Source organism: Sphingobacterium haloxyli (genome assembly GCF_002980525.1).
In the GTDB taxonomy this organism is placed as follows: domain Bacteria; phylum Bacteroidota; class Bacteroidia; order Sphingobacteriales; family Sphingobacteriaceae; genus Sphingobacterium; species Sphingobacterium haloxyli.
Genome location: NZ_PVBQ01000010.1, coordinates 53,105 through 77,828 on the forward strand (window position 1 = coordinate 53,105; position 24,724 = coordinate 77,828).

Genomic DNA, 24,724 nt, shown 5'->3' on the forward strand with positions numbered 1-24,724 from the left:
AAATTTAAAATTGGTAAGGGCTAAGTACGATATTATCGAAGCACATATTGGTTCAAAATGTATGCAATACGTATCAATTATGCCTATTTTGACGTCCTATCGGTATTATTTTATTGGTTTTGTATATTTTGCCTTAAAATTTAATCAATGATGATCTGCTACCAGCGAACAATTAAAACCTTATGCTTGATTTATGTCTTGCTGATCGCTAGTTTTTCTTTATTCGCCCAGTCGTATAACTTCAGGCACTACCAAGTAGAGGACGGATTGGCACATAATACGGTTATATGTAGTTTGCAGGACCGGTATGGTTTTATGTGGTTTGGGACAAAAAACGGGCTTAACAGATTTGATGGTTATCGTTTTAGTGTATATCGTCATGATCCGGAGCAAGCTGGCAGTTTGGGGCATAATTTTATACATTCGCTATTAGAAGATGAAAACGGCTTTATTTGGGTGGGTACGCTTAAAGGCCTGTACATTTATGACCCTAGCAAAGACACCTTTGCATGTTTAACCGAAACGAAAGGCAGCGATATTGCCAGTTTACAGTGCGACCGAGATGGTAACATATGGTTTGTGGCGGGAAATATGTTGCAGCGGTATAATCCTAAACGGCAAGAGCTAACGGAGTTTGAGCATGGCGAGCATGGCGAAATCACCTCTGTAATTATCACCAAGGACAATGCAGTATGGGTATCTACCGCGCAGGGGTTCCTCCAGCGACACGATGACAAAACGGGTGGATTTGAAAGTTTTGATGTTTTTGATGGCGCTGCCGCTGCCTTAACAAAATGGATAGAAAAGATTGAGGACACGGGCGATGGGCAATTGTTTGTTGCGACAGCAAGCCGAGGTATTAAATTATTCGATCTGAAGACGCACCAAATTACAGATATTCCTATAAAAAACACGGATCAATCGCTTCTATTTGCACGAGACTTTTTGAAGACGGATACCGGCGAATATTGGATTGCGACGGAGTCAGGAATTTTCGTGTATACGATTAATAATCATCGGTATACGCAGTTGCGAAATAGAACGAACGATAACTATTCGCTCTCGGATAATGCGGTTTATACATTAACAAAAGACAAAGAAGGAGGCATTTGGTGCGGCACCTATTTTGGGGGATTAAGTTATTACCCTCGACCATACACGGCCTTCGATACATTTTATCCAAAATCTGGCGAGAACAGCATTCAAGGTGATGCTGTACGGGAGATCGTGAAGGATGAAAACGGCAATTTCTGGATCGGTACAGAGGACGGCGGGCTAAATAAATTTAATCCGCAAACGAATGCCTTTGAAAATCTCACGACGGAGAAGAATGGGATTTCGCATTCTAATATTCATGGACTTGCCTTATATAAAGGCAGACTGTGGATTGGGACTTTTGAACATGGCCTCGATGTATTGGACATCGGTACTAATAAGGTGGTAAAAAAGTATAAGGCCGGACCGGCTGCCAATCAACTGAAAAGTAATTTTACAGAAAGCCTGATAGCCACAGACCGCAACGGGTTACTTGTTGGTACTGCGGTCGGACTGTATAGGTACAATGAGCATACGGATGATTTTATTCTATTGAATGATGTGCCAGGCAATAAACACTATTCGGCTTTGGTTGAAGATAGCGACGGCACGATTTGGGCGGGAACGCTCCGGGATGGTCTTTACTTCTTCAATAGCAAGACAAACCAATCGGGCAGTTATTTATTTGATGTACAAGACACTAGCAGTCTGAGTAGTAATGAAATCAACGGACTGTTTATCGATAGTGATCGCAATCTTTGGGTCACGACGGAAAATGGCTTATGTGTGATGCCCCGTGGGTCAAAAACTTTTAAGCGTTATACAACAAAGAATAATTTCCCGACAAATACCTTTTATAAGATACTGGAAGATAGTCGAAAAAATTTATGGATCAGCACCGCTCAGGGACTGGTCGTATTCCATCCGAAAACCGGTAAAATTCTTACTTATAGCAAGTCCAATGGCTTACTTAGTAATCAGTTTAACTATGGTTCTGCTTTTAAGGACGACGATGGGAAAATGTATTTTGGGAGTTTGAAGGGGATGATTAGCTTCTACCCAGCTTCTTTCCAAAAAAACCGCGCTATATCTAAAGTTTATTTTACCGGGTTTCAAATAAACAACAAAGAAGTGGATATCGGCGTGGATGGTTCGCCATTGAGTAGTCCGATCAGTTTCACGAAAACCATTCGATTAAACCATAACCAAGCGAACTTTAGTATTGATTTTGCAGCATTAGGATTTACGGCGCCCGATATGATTCAGTATTCGTTTATTATGGAAGGTATCGATGACCATTGGACGCATCTCAAAACGAATAGAAAAGTTTATTTTACGGATCTTTCTCCTGGCAGGTATATTTTTAAAGTTAAAGCATTTAACAGCGGAGTTGTGGAACATGATTCTGTTACGCAGTTGGAGATCATCATATCTCCACCGTTGTGGGCGAGTACCTCCGCGCTGCTCGTGTATGCACTCCTTGTTGTGGGCGTAGGTTTAGTTATCATACGGAACTACCATAAAAGAGTACTGCATAAGCATAAGGCGAAGATGGAGCGTTGGGAGACCCAAAAAGAAAAGGAGCTATATCGCGCGAAGATCAATTTTTTTACACAAGTAACGCATGAGATCAGAACGCCGTTGACATTGATCCACGGGCCGCTGGAAGATTTGCTCCATACTTGTGAAGATACATCGCCCCTCAGGGGGAACCTGATGATCATGAAAAAGAACACAGACCGACTTTTGGAACTTTCCCGCCAATTAATGGATTTTAGAAAAGCAGAGCAGAAGGGTTTTAATCTTAGTTTTGTCCAATTGGATGTTCATGCACTCATTAAAGAAATATGCACCCGTTTTCAACCAGCGGTTGACGACAGGTCAATAATAATGGACGTGGAGTTGGGGCAAGGGTCTTTATTGGTGTACGCGGATGCGGAAGCGTTGACCAAGATAGTGAGCAACTTGGTGGATAATGCCTTGAAATATGCCTTATCCAAGGTCAGTATCCGAACTTCGGTAGACGATGAGCAGTTTAAGATTGTCGTGACGAACGACGGTGATCCGATACCGTATAGATACCGCGAGAAAATATTTGAACCTTTTTTCCGTTTAGACAGTGTTAAAACAAAATCGGGATCGGGAATAGGCCTCTCTTTGGCAAAATCGTTGACCGAATTGCATAAGGGATCGTTGACTTGGAAAATGGATGCCGCTGGCCAGACTTGTTTTGAGCTTTCATTGCCCAAGTACCAGGAGCATCGTTATACGCTTGATCGTCACACCTTATCAGCGGAGGAGTTGGTGGTTTCGGAAATCGATCTTGGTCTAACCGAGCACGATCTCCCTGTAATTTTAATTGTTGAAGACGATGCCGAAGTACGAAACTTCACCAGCAATATCCTAAAAAGGGATTTTATTGTTTATACGGCCGACAATGGACAAGCTGCTTTGGATCTGCTGGAACAAGTCAGTGTGCAGTTGATCGTCAGCGATGTGATGATGGCAGGGATGGACGGGTTTGAATTGTGTAAATCGGTCAAGATGAACGTTGATCATGCGCATATTCCGGTGGTGCTTTTAACGGCGAAAAATAGTTTGCAGGCGAAGATTGAAGGTTTAGAAGTTGGTGCTGACGCCTATATTGAAAAACCGTATTCGCCCAATCACTTGTTAACGCAGATTGTTAATCTTCTTACGGTAAGAGATAAAATTAAAAATCATTACGCGCAGTCTCCACTGGCACATATTAAAAGTATGGCGTACAATAAAGCGGATGAGGCTTTCTTAGAAAAAATAAATGATACCATTGTCAAGAATATGGACAACACGACGCTAGATGTCGACTTTTTAGCGGATGTGATGAACATGAGCAGATCGACGCTTTACCGGAAAACAAAAGCTATTTCCAACCTGTCGCCACATGAACTCATTAACATCACGCGATTAAAACACGCTGCTTCACTGCTAGCGGAGGGCCATTTTAAAATTCTCAAAATTGCATCCATAACGGGCTTTAGCTCGTCGGCGCAATTTGCCAGGAGCTTTGCAAAGCAGTTTGGGATGGCACCTTCTGAATATGTGGCTTCGTTGAAAAATAAGCGTTGAGAAACAATGAAGCCAGCACAATCGAATATGCACTGGCTTCAAAAAGCAAGATCTACCAACCCTCGTTTTGTGGGATTTTGGCATTACTCAGATCTTGCGGTGGGATTGGCCACACGTGATGTATGCTTGGATTGAACTCGCGTGCCGGCCAGACCTCGATGATCTCGTACGCCGACTCCGGATCATTTCTATTGCTATGTTGCCTACCCGTTGCAGGTTTCGCATAGGCGGCTGCGGCATCGCCCCAGCGGACCAGATCCGAATGTCTATCGGTATACTCTCCCGCAAACTCGGAGCGGCGTTCCTTTTTCAGGTTTTCCATAGTAGCTCCAGTTATTGGCTGTAGCCCCGCTCTGTTGCGCACCCTGTTGATTTCTGCGTCGCCATTCATGCCTTGCTGGATCAGTCCTTCCGCCTTCATGAGCAAAATATCGGCGTAGCGCACCAGCGGAATATTCAGGTCCGAAGTCGGATAGTCTCCATTCGGGTTTAGATGCTCGCTGGCAGGAAACCGGAACGGATGCATGTATTTATTGAACTGAAACCCGGTCTGCGAGTTGGCCGAATAGTATTTCCGTTCCTGCCCGAATAGGGTATATGTGTCCCCAAATTCCAGAATCGTCGCCGAGCGGCGGTAATCCCCGTCTTCAAAAGCGTTGTATAACTCTACTGTGGGGTGAAAATACCCCCACCCATTATATAGGCCATAGCCGGTATTCTCAAACATTACTGCCGGCAATATGGAGCCGCGTGTCCTGTTCGACACGACGGAAAAGATATACTCGGAGGAATAGTTGTTTTCAATGTAGAAAACGCTTTCAAAATCTACTTCTGGCTTATCAGTATCGATCAAGGCGCGGCCGGAACCAGAATTGGTTACCATATCGCAATATTTAACCACTTCTGCCCATTTGCTTTCATCATAACGCGCCCACTGCAGGTTGGTTTTGGCCAGATAAGCGTATGCCGCGTCCTTATTCGCCCGTCCTAAATCCGTTTCGCTATACGTGGTGAGCAAGGGCAGCAAATCGGCAGCCTGTAATAAATCTGCCTGGATCTGCGCTAGATTTTCCTGCACGTGTGCCGGCCTGTCAAAGAACAACTCGTCCATGTTTTCTTCCGTAACGATCGGGATACCGGCCCGCTGGTCGCCGTAGTATTGGGCCAGATAGAAGTAGGCATAACCGCGCATAAAGTGGGCCTCCCCGAGCACACGATTCTTGATTTCTTCGCCAATCTCCATGGACGGCACCTTGGTCAGGATCGCATTGGCGCGCTGGATGATCTGATAGAATTTTTTGTACATGCTATTGATACGGCTTTCACTTCCGGTAGCGGTAAAATTCCGAACGGCGGCTGATCCGGCGTCTGTACGCCCGGTCACCATATCGTCTGAGGCATTTACAAACCAGAACAGACCGCGTCCGAACATATTGTCGTCGCTGAAGTGTCCATAAAGACCATTGGCGGCATAAATAGCATCCGTTTCGCTTTTCCAATAGTTGGCGTCTGTCGTCGAACCTTCCGGTGTCAGGTCGGTGAATGATTTGTTGCACGACTGGGTGCTTATTCCCAGACCGATGATGGCAAGTGCGATATATGTATTGAATTTCAAATTCATCTTGCTTTTGTTGAAATATTAGAAATTAACGTTAAGTCCTACGGTAAAAGTTTTAGCTAAGGGGTACCTGCCCACATCCAGGCCAATATCGCCTACTTCAGGGTCAATGCCGGAGTAGGAGGTAAACGTAAAGGGATTCTCTGCCGAGAAATATACCCTAGACTGTAAATTACCCAACAATGGCGGAATCCGGTACCCTACGGTGATGTTTTTAATCCGGAAATAATCGCCGTTCTCTAGATACCAGTCGGACACCGTACCGAAGTTGCCGTTAAGATCGTTTCGTGTTAACCGTGGTATATCGGTATCGGTGTTTTCGGGCGTCCAGGCATCGAGTACCCGGCTGTCTAGGTTATAGCCCTGCAAACCTGTGTTGAAGGCTGTATATTTATATCCGTTAAAAATTTTTGTGCCGGATACGCCGTAAGTAAGTATGCTTAGATCGAAGTTCTTATACGCCACATTCGCGGAAAATCCGTATGTGAATTTGGGGATAGCGCTGCCCATGTAGGTCCGGTCGGCGTCACTGATCACGCCATCACCGTTCGTATCGACAAACTTCAGGTCGCCTCCCTTTGCACGAGACTGCAACCGCTCGCCTGACGCGTTTGTATATGCTTCGGCTTCGGCATCTGATCCGAAGAGACCCGCTGTAGGAATCATGTAGTAGGAATAAAGCGGTTGGCCGGCTGTAGAGCGGTATGGTAGGAGCACACCCCGCACGTGGGAAGAATGTGCAATAAAATCATTGTAATAACCGTCTAGATGCAAGAGTTCATTTTTGTTAAAGCCGATATTCGCGTTAAACCCGATCTGCCAGTCTCCAAACTGATCGTTGTAGCGGGCGCCGACCTCGAAGCCTTCGTTGCGCACGTCTCCAACGTTCGCCGTCGGTCCTCGCTCAAGCCCGATATGCGGATTAGCGTCGTTTTCTAGAATCATGCCGATGGTCGTTTTTCGATAATAATCAGCCGCGATGCTGAGTTTATTGAACACCATCAGGTCGAGCCCCACATCAAACGACTCGGAACGTTCCCAGATGATGTCGGGATTGAATTGTTTTGTTCTGGCGTAATGCCGGACCAAGGTATTATCGGAACCTAGGGGTGTAGATACACCCGTAGTTAAGGGTATATTGTAGGCATATTTTTGTACCGAACGAATATTGCCAATCTGGCCCCAGGAAGCACGAAGTTTTAGGTCGTTTATAATGGAGCTGTCGAAAAACGGCTCGGAAGATATTTTCCAAGCGGCAGAAACCGATGGAAATACATCCGAACGGTTTTTTTCTGATAGGCGCGAGCTGCGATCATGGCGGATACTTGCCCCAACATAATACCGATTGGCATAGTTATAGTTAAGCCGGGCTATGGCCGAGGTCAAGGCATCTTCCCAAACGTCGCTGGTAGGTAACTCCGGAATTTCAGCCGCATTGCCGATATACTGGTTCCAGCCTTCTTCGCGTTCAAAACCTCTGGCCTGTATATAAAACTGCTCGTAACGCGCCTTCTGCGCAGAGTAAACTGCGACTGCATCGAGGTTATGGCTGCCAAAGTTACGGGTATAGTTTAATTGCTGATCCCATATCCAACGGTTTTCACGCTGATCCTCATGCGTGAGGTAGTTGTTTCCATTGGCACGGCCGATTTCCGGAATTTTAGGATCAAAGCGTTTATAAGAGTATCGGCGCAAGTTCAGGCCAAAGTTGGACTTGAACGTCAGACCTTCTAGAATGTTTACGGATGCGAAAGCGTTACCGTTAACGTCGATGGTGGGATTGTTGACACTGGGGCGCAACAGCAGTGCGACAGGATTATAGGTATCACCATAGGCACTCGAAAATCCGGAAAGGTCGAATGGAACGGTCCCGTGGAACATGCCATGTTCATCATAAACCGGGGCTGCAGGGTTCATGTAGATGGCGTTGATAATCGATCCACTGTAACTGCTTTCGGTGTTTGTTCCAAGCGCCGCGGTATGGTTCAGATAAAAGTTCTGCCCTACGGTGACGCGGTCTGCGAGATTAAATTCGGATTTCAATCGGTAAGCAAAACGCTTATAACCTGTATTCAGCAATAACCCTTCTTTATCATGGTAACCAAAGGAAGAGCTATAGCTCGACTTTTCGCCACCGCCCGAGAGCTGTACATTCGCATTCAAGATATCGCCGGTTTGGAAAATCTCATCCATCCAGTTCGTTCGCGTTACCTGTCCCCATGGATTCTGTTCCGGATCGTGTGCCGGCAAGAGGTTCAGCCCGTCATTGGCATAAGCCGTATTGTACGTTTGGGCGTACTGTTCGGCCGTGAGTGCAGAAGGCAAGTTGCTGGCTGTCTGCCAACCGCGGTAAATATCGGCAGCTAGCTTAGGCGCTCCCGCTTTCCCCTTTTTGGTGGTGATAACGATTACACCGGACGAAGCCTGGGCTCCATATATTGCTGCTGCAGCGGCGTCTTTTAAAATATCCATCGACTCGATATCATTGGGATTGATCGGCCCGCCGTAGTAGGGCATACCGTCCACGACATACAGGGGTTCGTTATCTTGTAAGGAGTTCATACCGCGGATCAATACCTTGGGGTTCTGGGATGGGTCTCCTCCGGCTGACATCACCGTTACACCAGCCACGTTACCTTGCATCATATCGCCTAAGTTGGTCACGGGGCGGTTGACTTGTGTGCCTACATTGGGCAACGAACTGACGGCTGTGGTCAGGTCGCCACGGCGTTGCTGCCCATAACCCACTACCACTATTTCATTTAATTCGGAAGACTCTTCGCTCAAACGAATCAGCATCGAGTTGCTTTCTCCTTCTTTTACCTGCTTAGCTGTCGTCTCATAAGGTTCGTAGCCAAGCATGCTAACTTTAATACGGTATTTCCCATCCGTATGCATGCCACCTAGCGTAAACATACCTTTCGCATCGGTAGAAACCTGGGCTACGGGTTTTCCGCTAGCATCTAAAAGTTGGACAGTGGCTCCCGGAATCGTGGCGCCGGTATCGTCCATAATGGTTCCGCGCAACTGCCCCCCCGACTGCGCCCAGGCATTGGCTGCTACAAATAGTGCAAGACCACCGATAGCCAATCTTAAGGTTCTGACAATGTTTCTTTTCTTCATGTCGCTATTTTGATTATTTACTTGATTTGTATTTCACTCTTTTTGACTTCTTGGATTGTATTATTATGCTTTTGCTGTATATGGATATGCTCATCGGTTTCGGTGTAGGTTAAATTATTCATCTGACAGATGACACTAACAATGGCCTGCAAGGGTTCGTCGTCTCTAAATTCGCCCGTAAAACTGAGCCCGGTCAGCAAATTTTCGTCGATGGATATTGGCGTACCTTTGTGACGGGCAATTGTTTCGAACACGGTCTGCAGCGGGGTATCTTCAAACTTCATGACCGCAACAGCCGGAACAATAACGCTGTCCGAAGTATCTTCTGGTTTTGGTTGTTTCGCTTCCTTTTTCTGTTTGATCAATGCTAATGTGCCTGTCCTCGTCTGTATTTCGAGCTGATCGCCCGGAGATAGATATTGATGGGCCATCGGCTGCGTGGCGCTCGGGGTCGATTTTACGACTATTTTGCCTGATAATAGCTGAATATGCAGCTGATCGGCGTCCCGCGTGTCGATGGTAAATTCTGTGCCTAGGGCGGTCGTGGTATAGCCATTAGCCCATACGACGAATGGACGCGCAGTATCGCGCGCGACCCTAAAACGCCCCTGTCCACGCAAGTGCAGCTCGCGCGTGTCCGCACCATAATCCGAAGAATAAGACAACGTGCTGCCGGGCGAAAGGACGACAATCGAGCCATCCGCCAAGACGGCTTGCTTGTCTACTTTCTCCGTATTAAATAAATGTAACGTATCCTGAAGGGTGTAAGTGGGGGTATCCGGGCTATACGACAAGTGTTGCGTCCGCCAGGCAAAGATGGAAGCACCTATCCCTATAATCAGGACGACAGCAGCAACCAGCCCGCGCCTCCATAGCGTAACGTCACGGACTTTACTACCAGTCGGCAGCATACGCCTATGCAACTCTTCCAATACCTGCCGGTATTCTACATCGGATAGCAGCTCGTTTTCCTGCGGATTGCTCTTTTCGAACGCCTGCTCCAATGTGGTTTTTAGATCGTCTTCTTTTTGCTGAAGCTCCCTGAGCAGATCGTGTTGCTCTTCTTTGCTCAGGTGCCCTTTCCAAAAATCGGTGATCCGCTTTCTAAGTTCTTCCATCATCAGCTGTAAATACCCAGCTGACTTAAAAAAGGGATGGTTTTTTAGATTAAGAAATCATGAAGAAAAAAAAACCCAACATACTGTGTGCATATTTCGGGTAGTGTTGCCCCACATATTCTTTTATTGCGGCATTGGACTGCTTCAGGTAATCGGTTACGGACTGCGGGCTGATGCCGAGCATTTTGGCTACGTCTTCTTTTGAGCGGCCTTCATAGCGACATAACGTAAACACTTCTTTTTTTCGCGCCGGAAGAACGGCCACCGCTTCATCAAGCAGATCCATCTGCAACAGATAGCGCTCTTCATCTGCGGCGATGTTGTCGCTATCATCGACAGGCTCGATGGCATATTCGGCGACATACGCTACCGACTCGTTTAGTTTTTGGCGCAGCACTTTCAAAGATTTGTTGTAGCTGACAACGAATAGCCAGCCGGCAACTGAATCTTTTCCTTCGAATTTGAAACGGTTCTGCCACAACGCCAAGAAAACATCCTGTAGTACCTCTTTAGCTGTTTCCGGAGCTTTTACCAATTTCAGGATATTGCCATGCACGGCTTTGTGATAGCGTTCATATAATCGATTAAAAGCCGTTACATCACCGGCTGTCAGACGTTGGATGTCTAATTCTTCATTTTTTAGCTGTCCCATACGAACTTTTGAACCCGGCAAACGGGAAACTCAGGACAAAATTATTGAAAAACACAGCACAGCAACACCGGATATGTGTTATCAAATTATTAAGTATTACCTCGCAAATTCTGCAAAAAATACGTTCGAATCCTAAATATTTTTCACCGGTTTAATAAAAACGTCTATATTTGCTTTTATTTAAATCAAATCTAAATAGCAGATGTATAGTTTACTTTTTCTGGTACTCTTTATAGGTTGTTACTTACTGTACATTACCTCCAAAAAAGCAAGGTTGGGCAAAGTGCCCGCCGCATTTCTACAGGTGGCGCAAAATACGAAGCAGGCGAAGGCTATAGCTACAGCGCTGTTTATAGCATCGTGGGCCGTAATTGTGATCGATCAGGGTATTGGCTCGGGCACCTTTGCATTTGGTGGTTACTTCATGGCGATGCTCTGTGTCATCGTGCTCCTCAACCCCTTAAGGTATATTCGCTGGAATCAGCTCCTGAGTCTCTTCGTTTTATCGCTCCTCATGGAAACTTTCATCTTTTAGTTTATCGATTATGCCTGCAAATAAGAAATATTTAAGTAGTCCCTTCCAGCGTTTTCTGAAAATTACGGGGGGCTTTGTGGGAGGTTATTTGGTTATGCTGAGCTTCCACCTAATGCTTACCTGTATATTCCACGATAAGGATGTGGTGATCACCGCCTATTTATCGGGTTATGTGCTATGGGCGGTTCTCCTACTGTACGCCTTTCTGGCAAAGAATGGTTGGTGGATATGGCTGATTTACACAGTGCTGGCGGTAGTTTTTTATCTCCTATTTCATTTCTTACACGTATAACCATGAACATACGCAATTACAATATCTATTTCAATACGCATACGATTAGCGGCATTATTATCTGTGCCTTATTATATATAATCTTTTTTGCCGGTTCCTTCTCTTTCTTCAAGCATGAGATACGGGCTTGGCAACATGGTGTCTCGTATGAGGCGAATAAGGATGCTGAGAAAGATTTTGATTTCCTGTTGGATTCACTCCGCCAAACACATGATCTGAAGGGAAGGGACATTACCTTCTATCTACAGCCTCATTCGCTGGGGGCTTCCGTAAACATGAGCGTATCGAAAGATACCACCGTTACGAAACCGCAACAAGCGCCACCAGAAGGGCAAAGACCCGGCCGCCGGGGTGGCGATGCGACTTTCTTCTATTACGATTTCCATCAGGAAAAAGCCAGTACCTATGCTGAGAGCTATGATATGGGCGAATTTCTTTACCGATTGCACTTTCTAGCCCAGCTGAACCAGGTCCCGATTAATATAGGCGCTCCATTTGGTTATGCGTTGGCTGGATTAGTTTCTTTTTTGTTTCTCTTCGCGCTAATTACGGGCTTACTGCTGCATTGGGATAAGATCGTATCCAATTTCTTTGTATTCCGGCCGTGGAGCAAATGGAAAACCGTATGGACGGATATGCATACGGCATTGGGCGTCATTGGCTTTCCTTTTCAGTTTATTTTTGCCCTGACGGGCATTATCTTGATCGTGAACTGGGTGCTCGTCACACCATTGAGCAAATACCTCTATGACGGCAAACAGCAAGAACTTTATCAGGACTTGGGTTTCTCGGATGGTACGACCTACGAATACCTTTACAAGCCTATTGATCAGGATTTCAGCATGCAGCCGTACCTCGCCGAATTGGAACAAAAGTGGGAAGGGGCCGAATTTAGCCGTATCTTTATTAAGAACTATGGCGATGAGAGTATGCATCTCATTGTGCATGCAAAGCCTAATCCCAAGCTGAATTTTTCTGGTGAAGGTAAAGCGGTCTATCGGATTCAGGACAATATGCTGGTTTATGAAAAAGATCCGCATACGGCTTCGTCTTATAAAGATAAAGTGTCTAGCATTATCTATCACCTCCATTTTGGGGATTTCGGTGGTTATCCCGTGAAAATAACTTTTTTTATTTTGGGCATTATGGGCTGCATGGTTATTATATCGGGTATTCTGATATGGTTGGTAGCCCGCGATAAAAAGAATGTACCTAAGCATAAAAGGGTGTTCAACTTCTGGGCGAGCAATGTATTTATAGCCATATGCTTGACCATGCTTCCGGTCACGGCACTGACATTTATTGCTGTCAAAGTTTATCCGGAAGTGAACCAGGCGTTTATTTATTCGGTTTATTTTTACAGCTGGCTTGCTTTGTCTGTTTTTTATGTGATAAGACGGAACTTGCGGGCGACAAATATGGAGACGCTCCTATCGGGCGCTATTTTGGGTCTGTGTATCCCCGTGGTGAACGGGCTGTATGGTGGTAACTGGATTTGGAAGACCTTTGCTACCGGCGAAACGGATATCTTATTCTTCGACCTCCTATGGATAGCGATTTCGGTTGTTGCGATCATCGCGTTTTTGAAGATACAACGAGATGGCGCTAAGCGGAAGGGGTTCAACCGTTAAAAAAAATTTTCTTTTTGGATTTGTGATCTCAAGTGATAACTTTGCCGTGTTGTTTATATTTAATCTAAATAGTATTATAAAGGAAATGCAGCTCTCCGATAATAGACGGCAATCTGTTTCGGAAGTTATATAACAAGAAGAGGCCTGGCGGCAACCAGACCTCCATAAGGTAGACGTTGTCTACCAAACTTTAATCGTCAAACTAAAGTGATGCAATATAATAAAATTTATACAGCCGTGCTATGGGCTATGGTGATTTCTGTGGGTTCCCTCAAAGCACAGGCGGTCCGGCGTGACACGAGCGACACCGGTATACCACAGGACAGGCGGCTGATTGACAGCGTGGTGGTCCATGGGCGCACGCAGGTACAGGAAGTAAACCGCCAGCCGTATAATGTGACGGCGCTGGATGCAAAATCCCTACACAATACGACACTTGATCTTTCCCATGCCCTGGACCGGGTGTCCGGTGTTCGTGTCCGCGAGACTGGCGGTGTAGGTTCTAATATCAATTTCTCGTTGAATGGATTTTCGGGCAATCACGTCCGGTTCTTTCTGGACGGCGTACCGATCGATAATATGGGAACATCCTTCCAGATCAATAATATTCCGATCAATTTTGCCGACCGCGTAGAAGTTTATAAAGGCGTGGTGCCTATCTGGCTGGGTTCCGATGCTTTGGGTGGTGCGGTAAACATTGTTTCATCCCGCAATATCGGTAATTACGTGGACGTGTCCTATTCCTATGGCTCGTTCAATACCCATCGGACGGCCATTAATGCAGGCATGACGAGCAAGACGGGATTCACTTTACAGCTCAGTGCCTTTCAGAATTATTCGGACAACAACTACTGGGTAACGCTAGACGAGGCCTCCGACGCCTCCGGTCAATACTTTCGCAATCAGCGGTTGAGACGGTTTCATGACCAGTATCATAACGAAACCCTCGTCGCGAAACTAGGCGTGGTCAATAAAGCCTATGCGGATAGGCTCTTATTAGGAATGACGGTTGGCCAGAATTATAAGGAGATGCAAACCGGTGCACGGATGGCTTCGGTGTTTGGAGACTGGCACCGTAGGGGCAATCTCCTGATGCCATCGCTGACCTACCAGAAAAAAGACCTGCTATTGGAAGGGCTGGACGTAACCCTCAACGCCAACTATAATTTTGGAGAGGAAAGGAGTATTGATACCGTTGCGCTGCGTTATTATTGGATAGGTGAACCCACCGAGACGGGTCGCGGGGGTGGTGAGCGTGATGGCGGACTTTACCGCTACCGGAACAACAACGGTCTGGCTACCGCGACCGTGAATTATCGAATAAACGAAAATCAACAGGTAACGCTGAACAACGTTTTCAACACGTTTGACCGTAAAGGTGAAAACGAGCTGAATCCGAACCAAGCACGCTATAATGTGCCCAAGAAGACAAACAAGAACATCTTGGGCGCAGGCTATATTTATGATGTCGCGGATAAATGGAATATTTCTGTTTTTGGTAAGTTCTATCATCAGACGGCGGTCACGGACACCTTGGGAACAGACCCTGCAACCAAGCAAGAGTTTTATCAAGAAGCCCGGAAAAGTCACAACTACTTCGGCTATGGAACAGCGGCCAGTTACTTTTTGAACCCCAAATTACAACTAAAAGGATCTTATGAAAAGAGTATACGCCTGCCCGAAAGTGATGAGTTATACGGAGATGTAGAAAACTTGGAAGGCAACTACCGTTTAAAACCCGAATCGAGCCACAACGCTAATCTCGGATTATCTTATTTCGTCTCGCTCCACGATGCACACCATTTTTCCTTTTCGGGGAGCGCGATCTACCGCTATTCTACCGATTATATCTATCGGATTCTGAATAACAACCAATCAAAGTATGTTCCGGCCAACCTAGACGGTGTCTCCAATATGGGTGGAGACGTTGAAGTACGTTATTCCTTCCGTGATCTTCTTATTGCCGGGGCCAACTTTACGTATCAAAATGTGCGGAACGAACAAAAGTATGAGCCGGGCTATACCAGTATCAGCCCGGTTTATCAAGACCGCATGCCCAACCTTCCTTATGCTTTTGGAAATGCCGATGCTTCGTTGTTTCTCAAAGATTTTGGCGGAAAAGGCAATCGGCTAAGTATAGGATACAACCTACTGTATGTCCATCAATTCTATCTGTACTGGCCGAGCCGGGGTGGCGATAAAAAGTTTGTACCGCAGCAGCTGGCGCACGACGCCAATATTACGTATACCATGCAGAACGGACGATATAATATCGCGCTGGAGTGTAAAAACCTGACCGACGCGTTGTTGTATGATAACTTCAGTCTACAGAAGCCAAGTCGTGGTTTCTATATCAAATTCCGGTATTTCTTACACAATCAATAACAATCGTTTATATTATAATTTAAATACAATGAATGCAATTAAAAATGTAGCGTTGGGGCTGGGGCTTCTAGCACTAGGCTTCAGTTCATGCGACAAAGATGAAGACATCGACAGACAGACCAGAGGCAATTTCGTAGTAGCCGTTACACCGGTTGCGCAGACCGGCGTGGCCGATTACCTGATTAATGCTCCTACACTGGAAAGTGGAACGATAAGTACAGCGGGTAACGGGACCGAACAGGATGGAACCTATCGTTACTATTTAGCGCACAATAATAGATTTTACAGCATGCTGTACGGACAAGGAAACCCGGGTGCGGTTACCGCGTACGACTTACAGGACGGTTTGTTACGTAAGGTCACCAATTTCCAGACAGAGACGGTCCACGCTTTCGCTCCGGTTGACAACGATATCCTGCTCATGAAAGTGGCGCGCAACTTGACGACTTCGGAATCACAATGGTACAGCGTAGATACCGATGCACTCAACATCGTGCGAAGTGGTAAGATAAACACGCACGAGGAACTCACCGGAAATAGTGAAATCGCCCATTTCTCGTGGATAAAACAAGTAGGAAATAAGGTATTCGCTCCTTTCTTCAGCATCAAAGCGACCGAAGAGGCTGGATGGGGCACCGATTATCCGGACAATGCGTGGATAGCGGTATACTCCTACCCTGAAATGCAATTGGAAAAAGTCATCAAGGATGATCGGACCAGCTATATTGGTCGGTATTTTGTAGATGGCTTGGCGAAAGTGGAAAACGGCGATGTTTATGCATTTTCTCCCGCTATTGCTATAAACAATGGCAAGGATAATGTCTTCATTTCGACAAAACCATCTGCCATTACACGTATTAAAGCGGGTACGACGGCGTTCGATGACTACTACTTTGATTTGGAAGCGGCAACGAGCGGATACAATATCACCAACTGGACCTATATCGGAAACGGTAAAGCGGTTGGCCATTTCACAACGAAAGCAGAAAAGGGCGTTTATAGTGTAGGTGCACACATCGGTATCATTGACTTCGATGCGAAAACGGTAAAATTTGTAACGGGCTTTCCGGAAGCTAGCAACATTGCAAACGTGACGACCAATAACTATACACCGCTAGACGGTAAGACGGTAGCTATCGGCGTTACCTTAAAAAGTGGTATCAGTTATGTATACAATATCAATGCAGAAACGGCGACGGCTACCCAAGGGCTAAAGGTGGAAGGCGGAACGATCACGGCCATCAGTCGTTTGAATTAAAGCTTTTCAGTCGATCGCAATAAATAAGAATGGGCTTTGCTAGCCCGTTCTTTTTCCGTTTTTTTCGTTCTCTTTTTCATATACGATCTTGCGTAGTCCCGAACTGGAGAAACGATGATCTCGACTATTGAAGTACAACTCAATACCTTTTTCTTCGCAATATTTTCTACCCGTGAAATCCTTATTGGCATACTCATCACCTACGATGCGCACGTCCAACTTAAAGGAACGAAGGACATCTTCCAGATCTTGCTCTGTTGAATACGGAACAATTTCATCAACATATTGGCAGCCACGTAATTGAATGTAACGTTCTACGACCGTTTGGGTAGGTGCATTTTTCTCCGGTCGATCCAACGTAGGATCCATTTGCAAACCGCAGATAAGATAATCGCATTGTCGCTTTGCTTCTGCCAGCATCATGATGTGCCCGGCGTGTAATAGGTCAAACGTCGAAAAGGTAATACCGACGCGAGGGCCGGGATTGTAATCTTCTTTCTTTTTAGCTGGTTTGTTTTTCATAATTTTATTGTTAAGTTGTTGTTTCCGTTATTTGTGATCATATCCCTTAAACCACGTTACAAACCGCTTCACGCCCTCCTGAATCGGCGTTTTACTGTTGTAACCCAATGCATTCAAATGCTCTGTATCCGCCCATGTACGTGGCACATCACCCGGTTGCATAGGTAACATGTTTTTTTCGGCAACTTTACCCAGGTTCTGCTCTAGTGTTTCGATGAATTCCATCAACGAAACCGGAGAGCCGTTTCCGATATTAAACACCTGGTACATCGGCTGCTCTTTTTCCTGTGCCGGCGGATTGTTCAACGTAATGATAATACCCTGTACAATATCATCGATATAGGTGAAATCACGGCTCATCTCACCGTTATTAAATACTTTTATCGGTCGGTCTTCTGTAATCGCCGACGCAAACAAGATTGGCGCCATATCCGGACGCCCCCAGGGGCCATATACCGTAAAGAAACGCAGGCCCGATGTAGGAATTTTATACAAATGGCTATAGGTGTGTGCCATCAGCTCGTTCGCTTTCTTGGTCGCAGCGTAGAGGCTCGCCGGAAAATCTACCCGATCGTCTTCCGAGAAAGGCACTTTTCCATTCTCTCCATATACCGACGAGCTGGAAGCGTACACCAAATGTCCTATCTGATGATGTCGACAACATTCTAAAATATTCACAAAGCCCACCACGTTGCTATCTACATAGGCCATCGGGTTCTCCAGACTATAGCGTACACCTGCCTGTGCAGCTAAGTTGACTACCGCATCGAATTTTTCTCTTTCAAAAAGCTTCGGCAACGCATCCCGGTCTTCTAAGTTCAACCGCACAAACCGAAAATTCGGGTATTTGCTAGAACTCGCTTCGTGGTTCCAGCTTTCAGATTCCTCCCGTTCCGTCCCGAGTTCCGCAAGTCTCGCATATTTGAGATCGACGTCGTAATAGTCATTTATATTATCCAAGCCTACAACATCCACTCCTTGATCAAGCAGTGTCTTGCTTAAATGGAAACCAACAAACCCAGCTGCTCCCGTAACGAGTATCTTTTTGTATTTCATACGTTTTCGTTTATATGTGAATATGCTTATTCCCCGATGGCATAATATGCAAATCCCAACTTATTCAGTTCTCTTCTGTTCAATAGTTTGCGGCCGTCAAATACAAAAGATGGTCTTTTCATGCCTTCCTTGATCTTCGCCCAATCATAATCTTTAAACTCATCCCACTCCGTCAGCACCGCAACTGCATGCGCTCCGTCTAAAGCTTCGTACGGATTGTCGACAACCCTAACCAAGCGACGGTTGTCCTCTGGTGAACGCGTACCTAGGTAATCCAGATCTTTATATATCTGTTCTGCGGATACCTTTGGATCATACACCACTACCTGGGCTTCTTCGTCCGTCAAGTGGTCAGCAACATAAATGGCCGCGGATTCACGTGTATCGTTGGTATCTTTCTTAAAGGCCCAACCTAGAAACGCAATATGCTTGCCGTTCACGGTGTTGTACATCGTCTGGATAATCTTCTCGGCAAAGCGCGTCTTCTGATGGTCGTTCATCAGTATGACCTGTTCCCAATAGTCCGCTACTGCCTGCAGATTATATGTTCTGGCGATGTATACCAGGTTCAAGATATCCTTCTGGAAACAGGATCCGCCGAAGCCCACCGACGCCTTGAGGAATTTTGGCCCGATACGCGAGTCCAGTCCGATGGCCCGTGCCACCTCGTCCACATTTGCTCCCGTAACCTCACATAGTTCTGATATAGCATTGATGGAAGATACACGTTGTGCTAGGAAAGCGTTTGCTACTAATTTAGATAGCTCAGATGACCACAGATTCGTCGTCAGAATACGTTCACGAGGTACCCACGCTTCGTAAACTTGCACTAATGCTTCGATGGCCTGTTCGTCCTCGCCGCCAATCAATACCCGGTCGGGATGATGAAGATCCGTGACGGCTGTTCCTTCCGCCAAAAATTCAGGATTGGAAAGGATGTGGAAGTTCACCCCGTTGCCTGTATTATCCAATATACTTTTTAGTGCCTCTGCCGTACGCACTGGAAGGGTAGACTTCTCTACCACGATTTTATCATCTTTAGCCACCGCTGCAATCTGGCGGGCACAGAGCTCGATAAATTTCAAGTCCGCGGCTTGTCCTTTTCCCTTTCCATACGTTTTCGTCGGTGTGTTCACCGAAATGAAAATCATATCGGCCTCATCGATCGCCTTATCGACGTCGGTGGAGAAAAACAGGTTACGGCCGCGGGCTTCGCTGACTACTGCGTCCAGGCCAGGCTCGTATACCGGCAGGTTATTTAGATCGGCGTCGTTCCAGGCGGCAATACGGGAGTGGTTTAGATCCACTACCGTAACTTCTACATTCACGTTCTTTTGCGCAATAACGGCCATTGTTGGTCCTCCAACATAGCCTGCTCCGATACAGGTAATCTTTTTTATTTGCTTCATAATTCTATTTTTAAATTGTCGAAACGACCGGTTACGCCAGTATTCCTTTTCTACTTTTTTCCGAAAAACTTTCGCAATGATACCTGCCCACCGGTGCTATTGTCCAATAATTGACCTTGGTCTAAAGCAACTCGAACGCCGAGAAAAAAGTTGTTTCGTAGTTTACGTTCTCCCTGAAGATAGGCAGAGAACTGCAAGACAGGTTCAAACGTTTCAGGGTACGGAACATGTCGAATGCTTCCAGTTGATTTACCATGGATACTCGTTGCAAAGGTTCCATAATGTTTGGCAAAAGTCATTTTGCCCAATACCTCCCATTGGCAAATACGACCACGAGTGCCGATGTGGCCCGCTACAACACGATTACTGATAAAGTAGTCTATTGGATCATGTGCTTGCCCCTCTTTAACCGTATGAGCTGGCGCAATCAGAGGCGTTCCTACACCTTGCTTTTTATACGACCACCCCTCTGTGTAATAATAGTTGTTGTAATAGTCTTCGTCTCCAGACGCTGTCCGCTTCGACCAAGGATAACCCGCCTGGTCTTTCGAATAGAAAAATTCGAAGAGCAGTTTATGCCAATCCCAGTTCTTATTGGTAGTATTGTATCGCTTATTTGTTATGGTAATACCGTTGAGTCCATCCGCGATGTTCGCTAATTTGGATATCGCGCCAACGTCATAGATATTCTGTCGATAAGCCATGAGCTCTATTTGATCCCAATCGTAGGAAAATCCGAGGTCAATAGATCCCAGTTGATTGCCAAGTTTCGATCGGGGAACGTTGAACGCGCCGTACGACTTCCCCCACACCACATGCCAAAATGTCTCTATACCATTTAGGGTATAATAATTTCCATATACCTCCTTTTCGCTCCCCCACTGTACCTGATGGTTAATCCCCCCATACAAGTTGAGCCGCCAATTTCCCTTTCCTAACCGACCATATAGCGACTTCTGATGTAAAAAAGTTGGCAAGGATTCAGGTTTATGATGAGTAAAGGTTCCTGTATCTATCCACATTTTACCCACATATCCATTCGCAAAATTTCCCTTAAATGAAAAAAGTCCACCAAACCAAGGCAAGCGATAATATTCCGGAATGCGGATGTCTAACATGGGCATGCCCAACGCATTTCCTGACACTGCAAAGTTTCCAGAACTTAATACGGTATCACCATTTAACCCCATAACGTCTTTCGTACGACCCAGCTTTGCCTCGAACATCGCGTACCGCGCTTTAACATGGGCATCAATCAGCTGGACCTGTGTTGTAGAGCCAACATTAGTGCGCGCTTCCACGCCATAACCCCAATCCCGCACCGAGGCGGTCTTATCTGCACGTTCGCTCCACTCACCTTGTATGCCGTAATTTTTTGCCGCGCGCACCACTAATCCCCCCGAAGCGCCATCCAATGGGATAGAACCATATTGGTTGGATCGCATCCAAAACGGCACTACATCGTTACCGGTGTAACCCGACAGTAAGCTGACCTCTACATATTGCCGGGCCGTGTCTGATTGTGCATATGATTTAGTACCAAACCCTACCCCGAACAGGAAAACGAATAAGGAGGGTACAATAATTTGACTTACATACTTCATTTTAGGTATCTTATTTGCTGTTAAAACAACTTCATCAAATAATTCCCATAACCACTTTTCACCAACGGACTCGCCACATTCCTCAATTGCGCTTCATTAATCCAGCCCATGCGATACGCTACCTCTTCAATAGCGGCAATCTTCATCCCCTGTCGTTCTTCAATAACCTGAACAAACTGTGCGGCCTGCATCAAAGACTCTATGGTTCCTGTATCCAGCCAAGCGGTACCCCGGTCGAAAACCCCCACCTTCAGCTTCCCACGTTTCAAGTATTCTTTATTTACATCCGTGATCTCCAGTTCACCACGCGGCGAAGGCTGTATATTTTTTGCAATTTCCACCACATCATTATCGTAGAAATAAAGCCCGGGTACTGCATAGTTTGATTTAGGCTCTGTTGGCTTTTCCTCGATAGACACCACTTTATTTTCTCCATCAAATTCTACCACGCCATAACGTTCCGGATCTTGCACCTGATAGGCGAAAACACAACCCCCATCTGGATCGGCGCAGGATTGCAAGAGTTTTGACATGCCCGATCCGTAAAAAATATTATCCCCCAAGATCAAGGCGACCTTATCATCACCGACGAACTCCTCACCTAGGACAAAGGCCTGTGCCAGCCCATCCGGCGAGGGCTGCACCTTGTAGGAAAACCTACAGCCGATCTGTGAACCATCGCCGAGCAGCTTCTGAAAATTGGGCAGGTCCTGTGGTGTGGAAATGATCAATATTTCATTAATTCCTGCCAACATTAATGTTGACAGGGGATAATAGATCATGGGCTTGTCATACACTGGCATCAATTGCTTCGAAACTGCTAGTGTCAAAGGGTGTAAACGTGTGCCGGATCCGCCGGCAAGTATAATTCCTTTCATCTGTTTATTTTTTATTTTTAGGCATTCAACTTGTGCAACATCTCTTCGAGGCTGTCCTTCCAGAATGGGACAGACAATCCAAACTGCTCCTTGATCTTGCTTTTATCCAGCAACGAATATTTCGGTCTCCTGGCCGCTGTTGGGTACTGGTCGGTAGTAATTCCATTTATTTCGCAGTCCAGTCCTTCGAGCTCCCGGATAGCGACGGCGAAGTCGTACCAAGAGATTTCACCCTCATTCGAGAAGTGGTAGATACCCCTTTTCCATTTGTCTCCGTGCACAATAGTCAGGATCGCGGTAGCCAGATCTTTTGCATAGGTCGGTGAACCGATTTGATCTGCAATAACCCCGATCGAATCCCTTTCTTTCATCAGGCGAATCATCGTTTTCACGAAGTTTGCCCCATAACTGGAATAAACCCACGCCGTGCGGATAATCACCGCATCGGCTCCTGAGCGAATAATCGCCTGTTCACCTTTTTCCTTCGTTAAACCGTATACATTGATCGGATCGGTCGGTTCATCCTCCTTTAGAGGCATGCTGCTGTTGCCTTGAAAGACATAGTCGGTCGATACATGTACCAACCTCTTTCCGTTCTCTTTTGCCCAATCTGTCATAGCGGCAACCGCTAGGTGGTTGATCCTGTTCACTAGTTCCGGCTCCGATTCCGCTTTGTCTACGGCCGTGTGCGCTCCCGCACTGATGATAACATCGGGCCGTATTTCATCCAATACCTCAGTCACCCGTTGGGTATCGTCTAAGGGCATCTCTTGTATGTCTACAAACACAAAGGTGTCTGCGGTATACTTCTGGTGTTGGTCCCGGATTTCCGAACCGAGTTGACCGAATGCACCTGTTACCAATATCTTCATCTTTCTTCTGTTTAACCGCCAAATATGTCCTTGAAACTGGGTAATACCTGATCCTTGTCGGAGATCAGCAGCTCATCGTGTGGAAGCCCCCAGTCAATGCCCAGTGCAGGGTCGTCAAACTTTACCCCACATTCCGATTCCTTGTTATAAAAGTTGTCGCACTTATAAAAAAAGGTTGCCGTTTCGCTCAGTACCACAAACCCATGTAGAAATCCCCTTGGCACAAATAGCTGCCGTTTATTTTCTGCCGAAAGTTCCACGGCTACATGCTGTCCGAAAGTCGGTGATTCCGGACGAGTGTCAACCGCCACATCCAGTACTGTTCCTTGCAGTACTCTGACCAGCTTAGCCTGTGCATTTTCTCCTGCCTGCGCATGTAGCCCTCTCAGGACACCTTTCGTTGAGTATGACTGATTATCCTGAACAAATACTGTTTGCGTATCGGTAAGCTGGTTGAAGATGCGTGCATTGAAACTTTCAACGAAATAACCTCTGCTATCTCCAAATACAGCAGGCTCGAATATATAGCAGTCTTTCAGTGCTGTTTCCGTTATTTTCATTTCGCTTATTTACTTACTGTATTGTTTTTCATAATATTGTTGATAATCGCCTGAGGTTACCCGATCCAGCCACTCCTGATTACCCAAAAACCAATCTATGGTCTTGGACAATCCCTCTTCAAAGGTCACTGAAGGCTGATAGCCCAGCTCTTGATTGATCTTTGTCGCATCGATGGCATAGCGGACATCATGCCCTGGCCTATCTTTCACGAACGTGATCAGCTCTGCAGATGTACCTTCCGGGCGTCCTAGCTTTTCATCCATCTGCCTGCACAGTTCTTTCACCAAGTCAATATTCTGCCATTCGTTAAAACCTCCTACATTATAAGCTTCACCATTTATTCCTTTATGAAACACCAAATCAATGGCCTTTGCATGGTCGATCACGTAAAGCCAATCACGGGTATATTTGCCGTCACCATAGATTGGAAGCGGCTTGCTGTTCAGTATATTGTGGATACACAGAGGGATCAGCTTTTCCGGAAAGTGGTTTGGACCATAGTTGTTCGAGCAGTTTGTCAGTACTATCGGCAGACTGTAGGTATCGTGGTAAGCCCGTACAAAATGGTCGGAAGAAGCTTTGGATGCCGAATAGGGCGAGTGTGGATCGTACTTTGTCTCCTCGGTAAACAGGCCTGTTTCGCCCAGCGCACCGTATACTTCATCGGTAGATACATGGTGAAAGCGTTTACCTTCATAGCTGTCCTTCCAGATTTCCTTCGCGGCGTTCAGTAAATTTACTGTGCCGATCACGTTGGTCATCACAAACGCGGATGGATCGGTGATCGAACGGTCTACGTGCGATTCCGCGGCGAGATGGACAACGCCGTCCGGCCTGCATTCGCTGAAGATATCCCGTATATGCGCCGCATCGGTGATATCTGCCTTTATAAAGGTATAGTTGGGCACATATTCAACGTCCCGCAGGTTTTCAAGGTTACCGGCATAGGTTAGCGCATCCAGATTGATAATTTGATAGTCGGGATGTGTGGTCACAAACTCACGCACGACGTGTGAGCCGATGAAACCGGCACCGCCGGTGATTAAAACAGTTTTCTTCATAGTCCT

At 46.1% G+C, this 24,724-nt stretch carries 18 protein-coding genes; 6 read left to right on the plus strand and 12 right to left on the minus strand.

Annotation, left to right across the window (positions count from 1 at the left end; all coding sequences use genetic code 11):
• The first annotated feature begins 147 nt into the window (after positions 1 to 147).
• Entirely contained in the window at positions 148 to 4,143 is a 3,996-nt protein-coding gene (locus tag C5745_RS13270) for a hybrid sensor histidine kinase/response regulator transcription factor (RefSeq protein WP_105717494.1), read from the plus strand.
• Between the two features lie 52 nt (positions 4,144 to 4,195).
• Here the strand turns inward: C5745_RS13270 and C5745_RS13275 are convergent, their stop codons facing one another.
• The 4 genes from C5745_RS13275 to C5745_RS13290 are packed head-to-tail and all read right to left on the minus strand — an operon-like array spanning position 4,196 to position 10,654.
• Positions 4,196 to 5,764: a RagB/SusD family nutrient uptake outer membrane protein gene (locus tag C5745_RS13275; protein ID WP_105717495.1), complete on the minus strand. Its 1,569-nt coding sequence runs from the start codon at positions 5,762 to 5,764 to the stop codon at positions 4,196 to 4,198.
• A gap of 18 nt (positions 5,765 to 5,782) precedes the next feature.
• Entirely contained in the window at positions 5,783 to 8,884 is a 3,102-nt protein-coding gene (locus C5745_RS13280; protein ID WP_105717496.1) for a SusC/RagA family TonB-linked outer membrane protein, read from the minus strand.
• A 17-nt stretch (positions 8,885 to 8,901) separates the two neighbouring features.
• Positions 8,902 to 10,005 (minus strand): FecR family protein, encoded by a 1,104-nt coding sequence (locus tag C5745_RS13285; RefSeq protein WP_105717497.1) that lies wholly within the window; start codon positions 10,003 to 10,005, stop codon positions 8,902 to 8,904.
• Positions 10,006 to 10,051: 46 nt separating this feature from the next.
• Positions 10,052 to 10,654: an RNA polymerase sigma factor gene (locus C5745_RS13290; protein ID WP_105717498.1), complete on the minus strand. Its 603-nt coding sequence runs from the start codon at positions 10,652 to 10,654 to the stop codon at positions 10,052 to 10,054.
• A gap of 202 nt (positions 10,655 to 10,856) precedes the next feature.
• Between C5745_RS13290 and C5745_RS13295 the strand changes: the two genes are divergently transcribed.
• From C5745_RS13295 to C5745_RS13315, 5 genes are all read left to right on the plus strand, one after another.
• Positions 10,857 to 11,189 carry a hypothetical protein gene (locus C5745_RS13295; protein WP_105717499.1) on the plus strand — a complete coding sequence of 111 codons (333 nt, stop codon included), beginning with the start codon at positions 10,857 to 10,859 and terminating at the stop codon, positions 11,187 to 11,189.
• Positions 11,190 to 11,199: 10 nt separating this feature from the next.
• A complete protein-coding gene (locus tag C5745_RS13300; protein WP_105717500.1) occupies positions 11,200 to 11,481 on the plus strand; it encodes a hypothetical protein in 282 nt (93 codons plus the stop codon).
• 2 nt (positions 11,482 to 11,483) lie between these two features.
• Positions 11,484 to 13,112 carry a PepSY-associated TM helix domain-containing protein gene (locus C5745_RS13305; RefSeq protein ID WP_105717501.1) on the plus strand — a complete coding sequence of 543 codons (1,629 nt, stop codon included), beginning with the start codon at positions 11,484 to 11,486 and terminating at the stop codon, positions 13,110 to 13,112.
• 210 nt (positions 13,113 to 13,322) lie between these two features.
• Positions 13,323 to 15,497 carry a TonB-dependent receptor domain-containing protein gene (locus tag C5745_RS13310; protein WP_105717502.1) on the plus strand — a complete coding sequence of 725 codons (2,175 nt, stop codon included), beginning with the start codon at positions 13,323 to 13,325 and terminating at the stop codon, positions 15,495 to 15,497.
• A gap of 28 nt (positions 15,498 to 15,525) precedes the next feature.
• Positions 15,526 to 16,755 (plus strand): DUF4374 domain-containing protein, encoded by a 1,230-nt coding sequence (locus tag C5745_RS13315; RefSeq protein WP_105717503.1) that lies wholly within the window; start codon positions 15,526 to 15,528, stop codon positions 16,753 to 16,755.
• 39 nt (positions 16,756 to 16,794) lie between these two features.
• On the opposite strand, the gene C5745_RS13320 is transcribed toward C5745_RS13315, so the two are convergent.
• The 8 genes from C5745_RS13320 to rfbB are packed head-to-tail and all read right to left on the minus strand — an operon-like array spanning position 16,795 to position 24,718.
• The gene (locus tag C5745_RS13320; RefSeq protein ID WP_105717504.1) at positions 16,795 to 17,277 is read right to left on the minus strand and encodes an adenylyltransferase/cytidyltransferase family protein; all 483 of its coding nucleotides are present in this window, start codon (positions 17,275 to 17,277) and stop codon (positions 16,795 to 16,797) included.
• A gap of 27 nt (positions 17,278 to 17,304) precedes the next feature.
• Positions 17,305 to 18,333 (minus strand): NAD-dependent epimerase, encoded by a 1,029-nt coding sequence (locus C5745_RS13325; protein ID WP_105717505.1) that lies wholly within the window; start codon positions 18,331 to 18,333, stop codon positions 17,305 to 17,307.
• A gap of 26 nt (positions 18,334 to 18,359) precedes the next feature.
• Positions 18,360 to 19,742, minus strand: coding sequence for a nucleotide sugar dehydrogenase (locus C5745_RS13330; protein WP_105717506.1), 1,383 nt, complete (start codon positions 19,740 to 19,742; stop codon positions 18,360 to 18,362).
• A 50-nt stretch (positions 19,743 to 19,792) separates the two neighbouring features.
• Entirely contained in the window at positions 19,793 to 21,346 is a 1,554-nt protein-coding gene (locus C5745_RS13335; RefSeq protein ID WP_105717507.1) for a capsule assembly Wzi family protein, read from the minus strand.
• 20 nt (positions 21,347 to 21,366) lie between these two features.
• Positions 21,367 to 22,224, minus strand: a complete 858-nt coding sequence (gene rfbA / locus C5745_RS13340; protein WP_105717508.1) for a glucose-1-phosphate thymidylyltransferase RfbA — start codon at positions 22,222 to 22,224, stop codon at positions 21,367 to 21,369.
• Between the two features lie 17 nt (positions 22,225 to 22,241).
• Entirely contained in the window at positions 22,242 to 23,096 is an 855-nt protein-coding gene (rfbD, locus tag C5745_RS13345; protein WP_105717509.1) for a dTDP-4-dehydrorhamnose reductase, read from the minus strand.
• 11 nt (positions 23,097 to 23,107) lie between these two features.
• Positions 23,108 to 23,656, minus strand: coding sequence for a dTDP-4-dehydrorhamnose 3,5-epimerase (gene rfbC / locus C5745_RS13350; protein WP_105717510.1), 549 nt, complete (start codon positions 23,654 to 23,656; stop codon positions 23,108 to 23,110).
• Between the two features lie 9 nt (positions 23,657 to 23,665).
• Positions 23,666 to 24,718: a dTDP-glucose 4,6-dehydratase gene (rfbB, locus tag C5745_RS13355; RefSeq protein WP_105717511.1), complete on the minus strand. Its 1,053-nt coding sequence runs from the start codon at positions 24,716 to 24,718 to the stop codon at positions 23,666 to 23,668.
• Positions 24,719 to 24,724: the final 6 nt, after the last annotated feature.